The organism is Zoogloea sp. (genome assembly GCF_041908905.1).
Classification (GTDB): Bacteria; Pseudomonadota; Gammaproteobacteria; order Burkholderiales; family Rhodocyclaceae; genus Zoogloea.
This window is the reverse complement of the sequence record NZ_JAYREK010000012.1, coordinates 1-16412: the sequence shown is the minus strand read 5'-3', so window position 1 is coordinate 16412 and position 16412 is coordinate 1. Positions and strand designations below refer to the sequence as shown.

Sequence of the window (16412 nt, the reverse complement as noted above, 5' to 3'; positions counted from 1 at the left end):
TCAGCGGAGGTCGCGGCGGCGCGCGTAGACGGCGTCGAAGAGCGCCTCGAGGGGCGCATGGACGCCGCGCAGGCCGGCGATCACCTGGGCCGACCAGTCAAAATACGCCTGCTGGCGCTGCAGCGGCCAGTGCACCGGCGGCGAGGCCAGCAGGTCGCGCAGGTTGCAGATCTTGTCGGCCAGCTTGACGAGCTTGGCCTCGGGCGACAGGTGCGGGGCGTGTTCGATCTGGCGCAGCTTGCGGGTGGCCTTGTCGAGGCGGGGGTCGTCGCTCACCTCCACGACGATGGCGGCGATCCGCGCGCCGAAGTGGTGGGCCAGCTCGTCGGCGGTGGTGCCGGTGTCCTCGATGGTGTCGTGGAGCATGGCGGCGCTCAGCACCACCACGTCCACCACGCGGCCCTCGTTGGCCAGCACGTCGGCGAGGGCGATCGGGTGGTTGATGTAGGGCGAGGCCGCGGCGTCCTCGCGGCGTTGCCGGCTGTGCCGTTCGGCGGCGAAGGCCAGCGCCCGCAGCAGGAGGCCGGTGTCGTGCATGGCCGCCCCGCTCCGGCCGCTCAGCGTTCGAACTGCAGGTTGCGGCGCAGCACCACCGGCACCCCGCCGAGCTTGCGCTTGGCCATCCACTGGGCGAGGGCCGAATCGAGGTAATCGGCGTGGCCCGGGAACCAGTTGGCCAGCTCGGCGGCAAACTCCCGCCCGATGGTGAAGTCGCCGCCGCGCACCCGTTCCTCGACCTGCACGGCAGAGTCCATCACCGCCTTGTGCTCGGAGATGTGGCAGTCCCGCGGCGGAAAGCCGGTCTCTTCCATCCAGCTGTTCTCGAGGCCGAAGTGCTCCTCGGCGTGGGCGATGAAGGCCTTCAGCAGGCCGGCCATCTCGGCATCGGGGCAGGTGAGCAGCTTGTCGACGATGTCGACGAACGCCCGGTGGGTGTCATCCATCGGCTCATAACCGAGCAGAAAGGCGTCGGTCCACTGCAAACCCTGTGTGTCGGTCATTTTCTGTCTGCTCCTGACGTGTCATTCTTGAGTCCGGGCCCGGCCGGAGGTCGCTTTTCTCCGCGGCGGCCCGTCTGCAAGGATACCCCGGGACGCGCCAGCGCGTCGCCGCAAAGCGCCAGGAGGGCCACGATGAAGGAACCCGCCGCCGCCCACCGCGCCGGCCTGCCGCCGGGCATCTGGGCCCTCGGTTTCGTCTCGATGCTGATGGACATCTCTTCCGAGATGATCCACGCGCTGCTGCCGGCCTACCTGGTGCTGCTCGGCACCTCGACGCTGGCGGTGGGCGTGATCGAGGGGGTCGCCGAGGCCACGGCGGCCATCGTCAAGGTGTTTTCGGGCGCCCTGTCCGACTGGCTCGGCCGGCGCAAGCTGCTGGCGGCCATCGGCTACGGACTGGCGGCGTGCACCAAGCCGGTGTTTCCGCTCGCCACCTCGCTGGGCTGGGTGGTCGCCGCGCGTTTCATCGACCGCGTCGGCAAGGGTATCCGCGGGGCGCCGCGGGACGCCCTGATCGCCGACCTGGCGCCGCCGGGCCTGCGGGGGGCGGCCTTCGGGCTGCGCCAGTCGCTGGATACGGCCGGCGCCTTCATCGGCCCGCTGCTGGCGATCGGCCTGATGGCCCTCTCCGGCGGCGATTTCAGGCTGGTCTTCTGGGTGGCGGTGCTGCCGGCCTTCGGCGCCTTCGCGCTGATCGTGCTGGCGGTGCGCGACCCGCAGCCGGCCGCCGGCGGGGCGGCGCCGGTGCGCGCACCGCTGTCCCGCCGCGAGCTGGCCCGGCTGCCACCGGCCTACTGGTGGGTGGTGGGCATCGCGGCGGTGTTCACGCTGGCCCGCTTCAGCGAGGCCTTTCTCGTGCTGCGCGCCCAGGCCCTCGGCCTCGGGCTGATGTGGGTGCCGGCGGTGCTGGTGCTGATGAACGTGGTGTATTCCCTGTCGTCCTACCCGGTCGGGCGGCTCGCCGACCGGATGCCCCGCGGCGCGCTGCTGGCCGCCGGCATCGCGGTGCTGGTGGTCGCCGATCTGGTCATCGCCCTCGTCGATGGCCTGGCCGGCCTCGCCCTCGGCGTGGCGCTGTGGGGGCTGCACATGGGGATGACCCAGGGCCTGCTCGCCGCGCAGGTGGCCGACGTGGCACCGGCCCCGCTGCGGGGCACCGCCTTCGGCGTGTTCAACCTGGTGGGCGGGCTGGCCCTGCTGGTGGCGAGCACCCTGGCCGGCGCGCTGTGGGACGTTTTCGGCCCCCGGGCGACCTTCCTGGCGGGTGCCGGGCTGGCCGGGCTGGCGTTGCTGGGGCTGCTCTGGCGCGGCGGAGGGCGGCTGCGATGAACTACCTGGCCCATGCCCTGCTGGCGGGGCCGCTCCCGGCGGACCGGGTCGGCGGCGTGGTCGGCGATTTCGTGAAGGGCCCCCTCGACCCGCTGCCTGCGGGCCTCGGCCCCGGTTTGGCGGCCGGCGTGATGCTGCACCGGCGCATCGACAGCTTCGCCGACACCCACCCGGCCTTCCGGCGCAGCCGGGGGCGGGTCAGCGCGGCGCGGCGGCGGGTGGCCGGCATCATGGTCGACATGTTCTACGACCATTTCCTGGCACGGCACTGGGGGCAGTTCCGCGGCCAGCGCCTGACGGACTTCACCGCCGACACCTACCGGATGATCGCGGGCCACCCCGAGCCGCTGCCCGCCGCCTTCGGGCCGGTGTTCGAGCGGATGCGTGGGCAGGACTGGCTGGCGAGCTACCGGGAGGCCGACACGGTGGCGCTGGCCCTCGACCGGATGGCCGAATTCCGCCTGCGTCGGCCCAACCCGCTGGCTGGGGCCGGGGATGAGCTGCTGGCCGCCTACGCCGGTCTGGAGGCGGATTTCTTCGAGTTCCTGCCCGCCGCGCTGGCCTTCGCGCGCGGGCTTGCCCAGGCGCGGGACGCCGGCGGCTGAAGGCGGCGGGGCGCCGCGGATCGGACTTCGGGGCGCGCCCGGCCGTGGGTATTGTTTGGCTTGCCTGAATAGTGTTGCCGTGGAGCGGGTATTTATCCCGCCGAGGCCAACAAGCACAATCGCTGGGTCCCCGGCGCCCACGCCCGGCGTGGCTTCATCACAAGGAGAGATCATGCAACCCACCCTGTTCATCACCGGCACCACCTCGGGGTTCGGCGAAGCCTGTGCGCGGCGCTTTGCCGCCGCCGGCTGGAAGCTCGTCATCACCGGCCGCCGCCGCGACCGCCTGGAGGCGCTGGCGGCAGAGTTGTCGGCGACGACGTCCGTGCTGCCGCTGGCCGTGGACGTGCGTGACCGCGCCGCCATGCAGGCCGCCATCGACGGCCTGCCGGCCGACTTCGCGACCCTGCGCGGCCTGGTCAACAACGCCGGCCTGGCCCTCGGCATCAACCCGGCCCAGGGCTGCGACCTGGACCAGTGGGAGACGATGGTGGACACCAACATCAAGGGCCTGATGTACACCACCCGCATGCTGCTGCCGCGGCTGATCGCCCACGGCGCGGGGGCGAGCATCGTCAACGTGGGCTCGGTGGCGGGCAACTGGCCCTACCCGGGCGGCAACGTGTATGGCGGCACCAAGGCCTTCGTGCGCCAGTTCTCGCTGGGCCTGCGCTGCGACCTGGCGGGCACAGGGGTGCGCGTCACCGACCTGGAGCCCGGCCTGTGCGAGAGCGAGTTCACGCTGGTGCGCTTCGGCGGCGACCAGGCCCGCTACGACGCCACCTACGCCGGTGCCAGGCCGGTGCAGCCCGAAGACATCGCCGAGACGATCTTCTGGCTGATGAACCAGCCGGCCCACCTCAACATCAACAACCTCGAGATCATGCCGGTGAGCCAGACCTGGGCCGGCTTCGCGATCCACCGGGAGTGAGCGTCTGGTGTAGCCTTGGGGGCTTTGGTTGACGCCGGCTGCCGGCGAGGAGTCTGTCGCGATGAGTTCCACCCCCCTCGACGCCCGCGCCCTGTGGGCCGACCTGCAGGCCGTGCGCACGCACGCGCCGCTGGTGCATAGCATCACCAACCTGGTGGTGATGAATTTCAACGCCAACGCGCTGCTGGCGGTGGGGGCCTCGCCGGTGATGGCCCACGCCCACGAGGAGGTGCGCGACATGGTCGGCATCGCCCAGGCCCTGGTGCTCAACATCGGCACCCTCGAGCCGGCCTGGATCAGCGCAATGCAGGTGGCCCTGCAGGCCGCCCGGGCGCGGGGCCTCCCGGTGGTGCTCGACCCGGTGGGCGCCGGCGCCACGCCCTACCGCAACGCGGCGCTGGCCGAGCTGATCCGTGCCGGCGCGCCGGGCATCCTGCGCGGTAACGCCTCCGAGATCATGAGCGTGGCCGGCCTGGCGGCAAGGACGCGGGGCGTGGACAGCGCGGCCAGCACCAACGACGCCGCCGACGCCGCCGCGGCGCTGGCCGGGCAGCTCGGCGCGGTGGTGTGCGTGAGCGGCGCCGAGGATCTGATCGTCGATGCCGCCGGGCGCCGGGCGGTGCTCGCCAATGGCCACCCGTGGATGACCCGGGTCACCGGCGTCGGCTGCTCGGCGAGCGCGCTGGTCGGCGCCTTCGCCGCGGTGCAGCCCGACCCGTGGCGGGCCACCGTGGCGGCGATGGCGGTGCTCGGGGTGGTCGGCGAGCTGGCCGTCGAGCGCGTCCAGGCGGCGGGGGCCGGGGTCGGGCGGCTGCAGATCGAGCTCCTCGACGGGCTGCAGCTGCTCGATGAGGCGTCCTTCATCAGCCGTCTGAGGATGGTCGTCGATGCGTGAACGCCTCGTCGAGACCCTGCGCCTGCACCTCGTCACCGATAGCGCCCTGTGCGGCGAGCGGGGCGTGCTGGCGGTGGTCGAGGCCGCGGTGGCCGGCGGCGTGAGCTGCGTGCAGCTGCGCGAGAAGCAGCTCGATACCCGCGCCTTCGTCGAGCGGGCGCGGGCCCTCAAGGCCTGGCTGGCGCCCCGGGGCGTGCCGCTGATCATCAACGATCGGGTGGACGTGGCGCTGGCCTGCGGGGCCGACGGCGTGCATGTGGGCCAGCGCGACATGGCCCCCGAGGACGTGCGCCGCCTGATGCCCGGCGCGCTGATTGGCCTGTCGGTGGAATCCGTGGCCCAGCTCGAGGCGGCCGAGGCGGCGCCGGTGGATTACTACGGTGTCAGCCCGGTGTTCGCCACCGCCACCAAGGCCGACGCTGCGCCGGCCCTGGGGCTGGCCGGCCTGGAGAGGCTGCGGGCGCTGACTAGCCGCCCGCTGGTGGCCATCGGCGGCATCGACGCGGGCAACGCGGCCGCGGTGATGGCGGCCGGCGCCGACGGGCTGGCGGTGGTCAGCGCCCTGTGCGCCGCCGCCGATCCCGCCGCCGCCGCGCGGGTGCTGCGCGAACGCATGGGCTGACGGCCCTGGCGCGGGCGGCGGGCTTCCACACCTTCAGCGGCACGGCCTGTTGCCGTTAAAGGCCTGTCCGGCGGCGATTGTCCGCCCCCTCCAGCGCCGCCATGACCGAAGTTGCCCCGCCCCCCGCGACTATTCGCAAGATCCCCCGGCTGATCCGGGAGCGTCGCTGGTGGCTGCTGCCCCTGGCCCTGTGGGGCTTGCTGGTGGCCCTGTCGCTGCAGCTGCAGGTGACGCGGATCGGCGAGCAGTCGGTGCAGGTGGCCCTCGAAGGGGCGCGCAACATGTTCCGCATGGTGATGCTCACCCGCAACTGGAACGCCAGCCACGGCGGCGTCTATGTGCCGGTGACGCCGCGGACGCCGCCCAACCTTTATCTGGAACACCCCCGCCGCGACGTGACGACCACCGACGGGGTGGCGCTGACGATGATCAACCCGGCCTACATGACGCGGCTGATCGGCAGCATGTCGGCGGAGGACGGCGGGGTGAGCTTCCACCTCACCAGCCTGCGCCCGATCCAGCCCGCCAACGGGGCTGACCCCTGGGAGACCCGCTCGCTGGAAGCCTTCGAGCGCGGCGTCCGGGAGACCACCGCCATCGAGGCCGGGCCCGACGGCCCGCTGCTCCGCTACATGGCGCCGCTGCAGGTGCAGGAGAGCTGCATGGGCTGCCACGCCAAGCAGGGCTACAAGGTCGGCGACATCCGCGGCGGGCTCAGCGTCTCCCAGCACTACGGGCCGATCGAGGTGGCCTCGCGGGACGCCATCCGCCAGTCGGCGCTGGCCCACGGGGCGGCCTTCGTGGTGGTGCTGGCGGTGGGCTGGGGGCTGCTCGAGCTGCTGCGCCGGCGCTGGTTCGAGCTGGCCTGCAAGATCGCCGAACTGGAGGAGGCCCACGGCCAGTTGCTGCAATCCGAAAAGATGGCTGCCGTCGGCGTGCTGGCGGCCGGGGTGGCCCACGAGATCAACAACCCGGTGGGCTTCGTTGGCTCCAACCTGGGCACTCTCAAGACCTACAGCGAGGAGCTGGTGGCCCTCCTCGAGGCCTGCCGGGCCGGGAGGGCGACGGAGGCGGATTTCGTGGCCGCCGATTTCGATTACCTCAAGGGCGACCTCGCCGCACTGATCGGCGAGTCCCGCGACGGCCTCGAGCGGGTCCGCAAGATCGTCGCCGACCTGAAGGATTTCGCGCGGGTCGACCAGGCCGAGTGGCAGGAGGCCGATCTCAACGCTGGCATCGAATGCACCCTCAACGTGGTGTGGAACGAGCTGAAGTACAAGGCCGAGGTGGTCCGCGCCTACGACCCCTCGCTGCCGCGGGTGCCCTGCCTGCCGGCCCAGATCAACCAGGTGGTGATGAACCTGCTGGTGAACGCCGCCCAGGCGATCGCCGAGCACGGGGTGATCACCCTGCGTACCGGCCACGACGCCGGGTGGGCCTGGATCGAGGTCGAGGACAGCGGCAGCGGGATGCCCCCCGAGGTGCTCAAGCACATCTTCGACCCCTTCTACACCACCAAGCCGGTGGGCAAGGGGACGGGGCTCGGGTTGTCGATCTCCTATGACATCGTCCGCAAGCATGGTGGCCGCATCGAGGTGGCCAGCACCCTCGGGCAGGGCAGTCGTTTCCGGGTGTGGCTGCCGGTGAGAATTAATTCACGGGGTGAGTGAAATACTTTTGGCATCTGTTAAGTTGCGTCAAAAAATTGTCGTTTTTAATGTTTATAATAAATTTTTCAATTTAACGATCGCCCTGGTCTGGTCAATGCGTGCTCTGCCGACGCAGCGAAACGGGTGGGCTGGTTAGGGGGCTGCCTGCCATGCGTTCGCTTCACATGACCCTGCGGGGGGTGAGCCGGCTCGCCGTCGTCTATGCGCTGCTCGGCGCGGTCAGCATGCTGCTGGCCATCGCCCCCGGTTTTGCCAGCCCGATCTTTCCGGCCGCCGGCGTCGCCCTGGCCGGTGTGTTGTGGATGGGCCGCCCGGGGCTGGTGGGGGTCGCCCTCGGCTCCCTGCTGTTCAACCTGCCCCACGCGCTGGTGATCGGCCAGCCGCTGGCGACGGCCGTCACGGTCGGCACCTGCACCGGGCTGGGGGCGATGCTCCAGGCGGGGGCCGGCGCGTGGTTGGTGCGGTGGGCCATCGGCAGCGCCTGGCGCGAGCTGGCCCGCGAGCACGATGCGCTGCGCTTCCTGGCCTGTGGCGGCCTGCTGGCCTGCCTGATCTCCGCCTCGGTCTCGGTGACGGCGCTGTACACCCTGGGCATGATCGAGCCGGTGGAGGTCGCCTACGTGTGGTGGAACTGGTACGTGGGCGACGCCCTCGGCGTGATCATCTTCACCCCGCTGGCGCTGTGCTTCCTCGACGGGCGGAGCGCCCTGTGGCGCGACCGGCGGCGCCGCTTCGTGGTGCCGATGCTGCTCACCCTGGGGCTGGTCGGGCTGGCGTTCTTCGGCGCCAGCCAGTGGGAGCAGCAGATCCACAAGAACCGCCTGCAGGCCGATGGCGAGGGCCTGGCGCAGGCGATCGCCGACCGCCTGGTGACCCACCGGGAGGTGCTCGCGTCGCTGCGCAATTTCATCGAGGCGACGCCGGATTTCAGCTTTGCCCAGTTCGAGCACTTCACGCGCATCTCCCTGCGCGACGATCCGGACATCTCGGCGCTCAGCTACAACGACATCGTCCAGGCCGCCGAGCGGCCGGCCTACGAGCAGGCCGTCGGCCGCCTCGTGCCGGGGGGCGGCTTCCGGATCACCGAGCGGAATGAGGCGCAGCAGCTGGTGACGGCCGGCGCCCGGCGGGAATACGTGCCGGTCCGCTATATCGTGCCCCTGACGGCGAACCGGCCGGCGGTGGGCTTCGATATCGCCTCCGAGCCGACCCGCCAGGATGCGGTCCGCCGCGCGCTGGCCTCGAGCGCGATGGCGGTCACCTCGCCGATCCAGCTGGTGCAGGACAGCCGCCAGCGGATCGGCATCCTCGAGCTCCTTCCGGTGTACGGCATGCGCGCCGACGGCCAGGGCTGGCGCCCGCTCGGCCTCGCCGCGTCGGTGGTGAATGTGGACGAGATGATCGACATCGCCACCCGCGGCCAGGTCCCGGTGGGGCTGGCCTTCCAGCTCGTCGACCCCGGCGCGCCGGCGGGCCGCGACGTGCTCTACCGCTCGTCGGGCATGGCGGCCCTGGCCGACCAGCCACCGGGCTGGCAGACCACGCTGCGGATGGGCGACCGCGACTGGGTGTTGTCGGTCCATGCCGCCAAGATCTATCACCGGGAGCAGCGGGTGGGCATGGTCTGGGCCCTCGGCGCGGCGGGCCTGCTGCTGGCGCTGCTGCTGCAGATCCTGATGCTCGGCATGACCGGGCGGACGGCGGTGATCCAGCGCCAGCACGACGCCCTGAAGGCCAGCGAGGACCGCTACCAGCGCCTCTTCAACGACAGCCCGCTGCCGATGTGGGTGTACGACGCCGCCAGCCTGCGCTTCCTGATGGTCAACGATTGCGCCGTGGCCCACTACGGCTGGTCGCGCGAGGAGTTCCTGCAGATGCGCCTGTCGGACGTGCTGGCCCCGTTCGAGCCGGGCCTCGGGGGCTGCACGCCCGAGGACCAGCCGGCCGACGGCTGGCTGCCCCGCTGTCGCCACCTCAAGCGCGACGGTTCGGTGATCGACGTGATCGTGCGCACCACCTCGGCACCCCACGGGGGCGTGGAGGGCCGCCTGCAGGCGATCCAGGACATCTCCCGGGAGATCCGCCTGATCGCCGCCCGCGAGTCGGCGGAGCAGGCCAGCCTCGCCAAGAGCAGCTTCCTCGCCATCGTCAGCCACGAGCTGCGCACCCCGATGAACGGCATCCTCGGCATGGCCCAGCTCCTGCAGCGCCCCGGCCTGAGCGAGGCCCAGCGGCAGGAGTATGTGCAGACCATCCTCAAGTCGGGGCGCCTGCTGCTGGGGCTGCTCAACGACATCCTGGACTTCTCCAAGGTCGAGGCCGGCAAGCTCGAGCTGCGCCCGGCGCCCCTCGACGTCGCCGGCCTGCTGGCCGAGGTGGAGGTGCTCTTCGAGGAGCAGGCGGCCAGCAAGGGGCTGGCCTTCGAGGTGGCCTGGCGCGGGCCGGCGGGGCTGTGCTGCCTGGCGGACCGCCAGCGCCTGGTGCAGATGCTGTCCAACCTGGTGGGCAACGCGCTGAAGTTCACCGACACCGGCAGCATCCGGGTGGAGGGCCGCCAGGTCGGCGTCGCCGACGGGCTGACGGAGCTCGAGTTCTCGGTCACCGACACCGGCGTGGGCGTGCCGGCCGACAAGCAGCACCTGCTCTTCCAGCAGTTCTCCCAGGCCGACAACTCCTCCACCCGGCAGTACGGCGGCACCGGGCTCGGGCTGTCCATCGTCGCCAGCCTGGCCGGGCTGATGGGCGGCAACGTGGGCCTGAAGAGCGCCGAAGGCGAGGGTGCGCGCTTCTGGTTCCGGGTGTGCGTCGAGCTCGCCCCGGGGGCCTGCGTGCCGCTGGCGCCGTCGGACGAGCGGCCGCCGCCGCCGGTGGCCGTGCTGACCGGCCGGGTGATGGTCGTCGAGGACAACCCGAACAACCAGCGCGTCGTGGTGGCCATGCTGAACGCGCTGGGCGTCAGCCCGACCTGTGTCGACCACGGCCTGCAGTGCATCGAGCGGCTGCAGGCGGGGGACATCCCCGACGTGATCCTGATGGATATCCAGATGCCCGAGATGGACGGTTTCGCCACCACCCGCTGGCTGCGCGAGTGGGAGGCCCGGGAGGGACGGCCACGCCTGCCGGTGATCGCCCTGACCGCCAACGTGCTGACCACCAACCTGGAGCAGTGCCTCGAGGCCGGCATGGACGCCTTCCTCAGCAAGCCGGTGATGCTCCCGGCGCTGGGCGAGGCGCTGGGGCGCTGGCTGGCGACGACGGTGCCGACCGCCCGGGAGATCGACCGGGCCCGCCTCGCCGGGCTGGTGGTGGAGATCGAGGCCCTCCTCGCGGAGGACGATTTCGATGTCTTCGGGCGCTTCCGGGCGCTGCAGGACCTGCTCGCCGGCACCCCGCTGGCCAGCCAGTTCGACGAGGTCGGCCGGCTGATCGAGCAGCTCCGCTTCGACGCGGCGCTGGCTTCCCTGCGCCGTGCCAGAGTCCGTGCCGGTGGGATTGCGGCGTGATACCTTCTCCTTTCAAGGGCATGCCGTATGGGCGGCCGGCCAGGATGAATCCATGAAAGTCATACTCGTAGTCGACGACGACGCCACCAACCTCCGCACATTGGGCGAGCTGCTGCGCCCCGATTACCGGGTGCGCCTGGGCGGCTCCGGCGAGGACGCCCTGCGCATCGCCCGCAGCGAGCCGCGCCCCGACCTGATCCTGCTCGATGTGATGATGCCGGCAATGGACGGCTACGAGGTGCTGCGCCGCCTCCAGGCCGACGAGGCGACCCGCGGGATCCCGGTGATCCTCGTCACCGCGCTGCACGACGACGACTCCGAGCAGCGGGGCTTCGAGCTGGGGGCCGCCGACTTCATCCACAAGCCGATCCGGGCGGCCGTCACCCTGTCGCGCATCCGCGCCCACATCGACGCCAAGGCGGCCCGCGACAGCCTGCAGCGCAAGGCCCAGCACATGGCCCGGCGGGCCGAGCAGGGCGAGCAGCAGCTCGAGAGCACGCGGCAGCAGCTCCTGCAGTCGGAGCGGATGGCCTCGATCGGCCAGCTGTCGGCGGGCATCGCCCACGAGATCAACAACCCGGTGGGCTTCGTCGCCTCCAACCTGGCGGCCCTGGAGCGCTACCTCGACGACCTGTTCGCCATCGCCGACGCCTGCGCCGCCGATGCCCCCATGCCGGTCGAGCAGCGCCTCGCCGAGCTGCGCAGCCTGATGCGGCGCCTGGAGTACGACTACCTCAAGCAGGACGTGCTCGACCTGCTGGCGGAATCGCGGGAGGGCGTCGAGCGGGTCCGCCAGATCGTCGCCGACATGAAGGGCCTGGCCCATGCCGGCTCGTCCCGCTGGCAGTGGGCCGACCTGCACGAGGGGCTCGACTCCACCCTCAACATCGCCCGCAACGAGTTCAAGCACCACTGCACCCTCGTCAAGCACTATGGCGACCTGCCGCATATTCACTGCATCCCGTCCCAGCTCAACCAGGTGTTCATGAACCTGGTGGTCAATGCGGCCCAGGCCATCGAGGGCTCGGGCGAGATCACCGTCACCACCGAGCGCGTCGACGAGGCCACCATCCGGGTCAGCGTGGCCGACACCGGCAAGGGCATCTCGCCGGAGGGGCTGAGCCACCTCTTCGAGCCGTTCTACACCACCAAACCGGTGGGCCAGGGCACCGGCCTCGGCCTGACCCTGTCGCGGGAAATCATCGAACGCCATCGTGGCCGCATCACGGTGAGCAGCGAACTGGACAAGGGCACGGTGTTCGCGCTGACCCTCCCGATCGATCCGCTGGCCGGCGCCGAAGAGGGTGCCGCGGCCGAGAGCCAGGCCTGACGCGGGCTTCCCGCGGGCGCCGGCTGCTGCACCGCGTCAACGGGTGGCCGCCGCCGGCGTTTCCCGGACTGAATAAGCGCAAGTCCTAGCCCAGAAACACCCCGCAATGTGCCAGAATGTCACCTGTTTAAGGTGTTCTGGATACTTTTCGGGGAGTTTTCATGGGTCTGCGCCTCAAGTTCAACCTGGTCCTGCTGGGCGTCTTTCTTGCCGGCTTCGGCGTGGCCGGCTACATCTCCCATGACATGCTGTTCCGGCACGCCCGCGAACAGGTGCTCGCCGAGGCGCGCCTGGTCATGGAGGCCGCGCTGGCGGTCCGCGGCTACACCGTCGCCCAGGTGCGCCCGCACCTCGACTCGATCATGCACGAGCAGTTCCTGCCCCAGACGGTGCCGGCCTACGCCGCCACCGAGACCCTCGCCGAGCTCCGCAAGAAGTATCCCAACTACAACTACAAGGAAGCCACCCTCAACCCGACCAACCCCCGCGATCGGGCGTCCGACTGGGAGGCCGACCTGGTCAACAACTTCCGCAACCGCCCCGACAGCAAGGAGATCACCGGCCAGCGCGACACGCCGACCGGTCGCTCGCTGTATGTCGCCCACCCGATCCGCATCGAGTCGGCCGCCTGCCTGCCCTGCCACAGCACGCCGGGGGTGGCGCCGCCCAGCATGATCAAGGTGTATGGCAACGCCAACGGCTTCGGCTGGAAGCTCAACGAGGTGGTGGGCGCGCAGGTGGTCTCGGTGCCCATGTCGGTGCCCCTCGAAAACGCCAACCAGGCCTTCCGCACCTTCATGGTGTCGCTGGCGGCGGTGTTCCTGGCCGTCTCGGTGGTGCTCAACCTCATGCTCTCCGCGCTCATCATCGGGCCGGTGTCGCGCATGTCGGCGGCGGCCGACAAGATCAGCACCGGCGATTTCGATCAGCCCGAGTTCCCGGACGACGGCCGGGACGAGGTGGCGGTGCTGGCCAGCGCCTTCAACCGGATGCGTCGCAGTCTGGAGAAGGCCATGCAGATGATCGATTCCTGAGCCGGGGCACACCATGACTGAAGCGCTGAACCCGGCTGCCGCGGATAGCGACGCCTTCGCCCTGCGCGTCGGCTACGCCCTCAACGAATACCGCATCGAGCGGGTGCTCGGTGGCGGCGGCTTCGGTATCACCTATCTGGCCCACGACACCCACCTGGACTGCCGGGTGGCGATCAAGGAATACGCGCCCCGCAACCTCGTCACCCGGGGCGCGGGCTTTTCCCTGGTCCCCCGTTCGCCGGACGTGAGCCGCCGCTTCGAGCGCGGTCTGCAGCGCTTCCTGCTCGAGAGCCGGGCCCTGGCGAGCTTCCACAACACCGGCATCGTGCGCGTGCTGCGTTACTTCCGCGCCAACGAGACGGCCTACATGGTGATGGACTACGAAACCGGCCAGCCGCTACAGCGCTGGCTGGTGGGCCGTCTGCCCCTCGACAAGGCGATGCTGCTGCGCATCGTGCGCCCGCTGCTCGACGGGCTGGAGGTGGTCCATGGCGCCGGCTTCCTGCACCGCGACATCAAGCCCGAGAACATCTACATCCGCGCCGACGGCTCCCCGGTGCTGCTCGACTTCGGTTCGGCCCGCCGGGTCGAGGCCGACGGTTCGGACCAGGCCCTGACCGCGGTGCTGACGCCGGGCTTCGCGCCGGCCGAGCAATACCACCGCCACGGCAAGCAGGGCCCGTGGACCGATCTCTACGCGCTGGCCGGCGTGATGTACTGGATGGTCACCGGCAACCGGCCGATGGAGGCCTTCGCCCGCCTGCGCGAGGACACCATGCCGCCGGCGGCGGAGATCGGCAACCGGGAGGTCTTCGGCATCGAGCTGCTGCGCGCCATCGACTGGGCCCTCAAGCCCGACGAGGACGACCGGCCGCGCCGCGTGGCGGATTTCCGCCGCGCCTGCCTGGGCGGCAAGGTGGGTGAGACGGCGCCGCCCGAGCCGCCCCCCAGCGAGCCGCTGCCCCTCGGCCTGTCGGCCTACGAGGCGCGGGCCTTCATCGGCGCGGTGCTGTTCGCCGACGTGGCCGCCAGCAGCGACAACGCCGGCGCCCGCTCCGAAGGGCGGGCCCTGCTCGGCCGGCTGCTGCGCCAGGCGCTGGGGCAGATCTCGCCCACCGCGCGCCTGGTGGTGAACACCAAGGAAGGCTGTGCCGTCTGCTGCGTGGGTGACCCCGAGGACGCCCTGCGCACGGCGGTGCAGTTGAGCGATGCCGCCGCCGCCGAGGGCCTGGGCGTGCATATGGGCATCAACCTGGGCCCGGTGCGGGTGGCCCCCGATCCGGGGCCGGACGGGCGCTCGCGCATCCTCGGCGACGGCATCACCATCGCCTTCCGCATCATGCGCTTCTCCGAGCCGGGGCAGGTGCTGGCCGGGCGCTCCTACGTCGAGGTCATGCAGAACCTGGGGCGCAGCGTCGGCGAGCGTTTCCGCTACCTCGGCGTGCACCGCGATCCGAAGGGGCGCAACCACGAGCTCTACCTCTTCCGCGACGAGAACCTCACCACCGGCCTGCGTGGTTCCGACACCGCCGAGCGGGGCGACATGCCGCCGCCCGGGATCGATGCCGCCGCCATCGAGCACGCCGAGCGGGTGCTGGCCCAGCACATCGGCCCGATGGCCAAGCTGCTGGTGCGCCGCACGGTGCCCCGCGCGGCCAACCTCTTCGACCTGCACCGCCGCCTCGGCGCGCTGATCCCCGAGTCCGAGCCCCGCACGGCCTTCCTGGCGGCGGTCGTGACCATGGATTCCCGCCCGCTGCCCGGCACCACCGAGATGCGCGGCGAGTCCACCGCGCCCCGCAGCGAACTCCCCCCGCCCCGCAGCGAGCTGCCGGGCACCCGCAGCGGCCCCACCAGCGTGCTGCCGGGTGTGATCCCCGACGCCGAGCTGGCCCGCATGGAGAAGCTGTTTGCGCGCTACATCGGGCCGATGGCCAAGGTGCTGGTGCGCCGCGAGTCCCGCAACGCCAACAGCCTTGACACCCTGTGCCGGGCCCTCGCCAGCCACATCGACAAGGACGCCGAGCGCCGGCGCTTCATGGCCGACGCCGGCTTCTGACCGACCCAGGTCAGTGCCCAGCCCGCCCCTCGTGGGGGCAGGGAAACGTGGGGCGGCCCGGCGTTGCCTCGAGCGCCGGCCTGGAGCCTGGGCAGTCGCCTGCGGCGTCAGGTCGGCCGGATCTGGCGGCCGACCGCCAGGCCCAGCAGCGGCATGCCCAGTGCTGCCGAGATGAAGACCATCATGATCTGCCCCTGATCCACCAGCCAGCCGGCGGCGAAGACGCCCACCGACTGTCCCACGAAGAACAGTGAGATCGACAGCGCCAGCGCCAGGCTGCGGGCCGCCGGCGCGCGCTGGGTGATCTGGAAGAGCAGGGCGCTGTGCAGCTGGTAGTAGCCGAAGCCCGACAGCAGCGCGGCGGCGAAGATCCAGCCCGGGTGCGCCGCCACCACGGCCACGACGTTGGCCAGCGCCACCAGGCACGCCGCGCCCACCGGAAACGCCCGGTGGTTCATCCGTCCTCCCAGCCGCCCCGCCGCGAACGAGAACAGCAGGCCGCCCGCGCCGTACAGCAGCAGGGGCAGCGTCGCCTGGGCGAGCGCCAGCCCGAAGTGCTGGTGCAGGTAGAGGGGCAGGAAGGCCAGCACGCCGAACACCAGCGCCGCCTCCACGAAGAAGCAGGCCATCACGCCCCGGGTTTCGGCGGCCACGAGCAGCCCCAGGGCCGTCCGGTAGAGGCTGGCCACGCTGGCGCCGGAGGGGCCGCCGCCGCGGGTCGCGGCCCCCAGGTGGGCCTGACGCCCGAGGGCGAAGGCGATCAGCAGATAAAGCCCGGTGAGCACCCCGAAGGCCAGCCGCCACAGGCCGAGGTCGACGCACAGCCCGCCCAGCACCTGGCCGAACACCATGCCGAGGATCTGCCCCGAGAAGAGGCGGGCGAGGGTGGCCTGGCGCTGGTCGGCCGGGATCAGGTCGGAGACCGTGGCGAGGGACATCGGGATGATGCCCGCCGCCGCCACGCCGGTCAGGATGCGGCAGGCGGTGAGCAGCTCCAGGCTGGGCGCCAGCGCGGCGCCGACGCTGCCGACGGCACACAGGGCGGTGGCCCGGGTGATGATCGTGAAGCGTTCGAAGCGTTCGCCGAGGGGGCCGTAAACGAGCTGCATCGCGCCGTAGGCGATGGTGAAACCGGTGATGATCAGCGCCACCTCGGCGGTCGAGGCGCCGAACTGCCCGGCCAGCCCGGGCAGCATCGGGTCGCACACGCGGAACGACGCCGAGCTCGCAAAGGCGGCGAGGGTCAGCAGGAACAGCAGCTGGCGGGTGTCGGAGGCGGTTGAGTGCATCGGGCGGGGCGCAAAAACAAAAGGCTATGTCACCGTTGCCTGTGGAAATACTCCGATAGCGGCGAGGAGCATCTTGTCGGGCGTATCAAGTCGGCGCGTGTCGAGTGCCCGGCGCCAGCCCAGATAGTTCGGGAGGTAGTGCGT

Annotated in this window: 13 protein-coding genes and 1 pseudogene; 10 read left to right on the top strand and 4 right to left on the bottom strand. The window is 71.1% G+C overall.

What is annotated here, in order from left to right:
* Both ACE3OU_RS08870 and ACE3OU_RS08865 read right to left on the bottom strand, forming a co-directional pair.
* Positions 1–537, bottom strand: a complete 537-nt coding sequence (locus ACE3OU_RS08870) for an HD domain-containing protein (protein WP_374241193.1) — start codon at positions 535–537, stop codon at positions 1–3.
* Between the two features lie 20 nt (positions 538–557).
* Positions 558–1001, bottom strand: a complete 444-nt coding sequence (locus ACE3OU_RS08865; protein WP_374241192.1) for a hemerythrin domain-containing protein — start codon at positions 999–1001, stop codon at positions 558–560.
* A gap of 132 nt (positions 1002–1133) precedes the next feature.
* Between ACE3OU_RS08865 and ACE3OU_RS08860 the strand changes: the two genes are divergently transcribed.
* From ACE3OU_RS08860 to ACE3OU_RS08815, 10 genes are all read left to right on the top strand, one after another.
* Entirely contained in the window at positions 1134–2330 is a 1197-nt protein-coding gene (locus ACE3OU_RS08860; protein ID WP_374241191.1) for an MFS transporter, read from the top strand.
* A complete protein-coding gene (locus ACE3OU_RS08855; RefSeq protein ID WP_374241190.1) occupies positions 2327–2935 on the top strand; it encodes an ACP phosphodiesterase in 609 nt (202 codons plus the stop codon). The genes ACE3OU_RS08860 and ACE3OU_RS08855 overlap by 4 nt, the downstream gene beginning before the upstream one ends.
* A gap of 172 nt (positions 2936–3107) precedes the next feature.
* On the top strand, positions 3108–3866 hold the full coding sequence (locus ACE3OU_RS08850; RefSeq protein WP_374241189.1) for an SDR family oxidoreductase: 759 nt from the start codon (positions 3108–3110) through the stop codon (positions 3864–3866).
* Between the two features lie 61 nt (positions 3867–3927).
* Positions 3928–4761 (top strand): hydroxyethylthiazole kinase, encoded by an 834-nt coding sequence (gene thiM / locus ACE3OU_RS08845; RefSeq protein WP_374241188.1) that lies wholly within the window; start codon positions 3928–3930, stop codon positions 4759–4761.
* Positions 4754–5383 (top strand): thiamine phosphate synthase, encoded by a 630-nt coding sequence (gene thiE, locus ACE3OU_RS08840; RefSeq protein ID WP_374241187.1) that lies wholly within the window; start codon positions 4754–4756, stop codon positions 5381–5383. Before thiM ends, thiE begins: the two co-directional genes overlap by 8 nt.
* Before the next feature lie 101 nt (positions 5384–5484).
* Complete coding sequence (locus tag ACE3OU_RS08835) at positions 5485–7053, top strand: ATP-binding protein (RefSeq protein ID WP_374241186.1); 1569 nt, start codon at positions 5485–5487, stop codon at positions 7051–7053.
* A 149-nt stretch (positions 7054–7202) separates the two neighbouring features.
* Complete coding sequence (locus tag ACE3OU_RS08830) at positions 7203–10556, top strand: CHASE domain-containing protein (protein ID WP_374241185.1); 3354 nt, start codon at positions 7203–7205, stop codon at positions 10554–10556.
* Between the two features lie 52 nt (positions 10557–10608).
* Entirely contained in the window at positions 10609–11886 is a 1278-nt protein-coding gene (locus tag ACE3OU_RS08825; protein ID WP_374241184.1) for an ATP-binding protein, read from the top strand.
* A gap of 161 nt (positions 11887–12047) precedes the next feature.
* Positions 12048–12920, top strand: a complete 873-nt coding sequence (locus ACE3OU_RS08820; protein ID WP_374241183.1) for a DUF3365 domain-containing protein — start codon at positions 12048–12050, stop codon at positions 12918–12920.
* A gap of 13 nt (positions 12921–12933) precedes the next feature.
* On the top strand, positions 12934–14979 hold the full coding sequence (locus tag ACE3OU_RS08815) for a protein kinase (RefSeq protein ID WP_374241182.1): 2046 nt from the start codon (positions 12934–12936) through the stop codon (positions 14977–14979).
* Positions 14980–15086: 107 nt separating this feature from the next.
* Here ACE3OU_RS08815 and ACE3OU_RS08810 read toward each other — a convergent pair whose 3' ends face one another.
* Positions 15087–16268: an MFS transporter gene (locus ACE3OU_RS08810; RefSeq protein WP_374241181.1), complete on the bottom strand. Its 1182-nt coding sequence runs from the start codon at positions 16266–16268 to the stop codon at positions 15087–15089.
* A 24-nt stretch (positions 16269–16292) separates the two neighbouring features.
* Positions 16293–16412 (bottom strand): annotated as a pseudogene (locus tag ACE3OU_RS08805) (IS1595 family transposase); the annotation flags it as partial.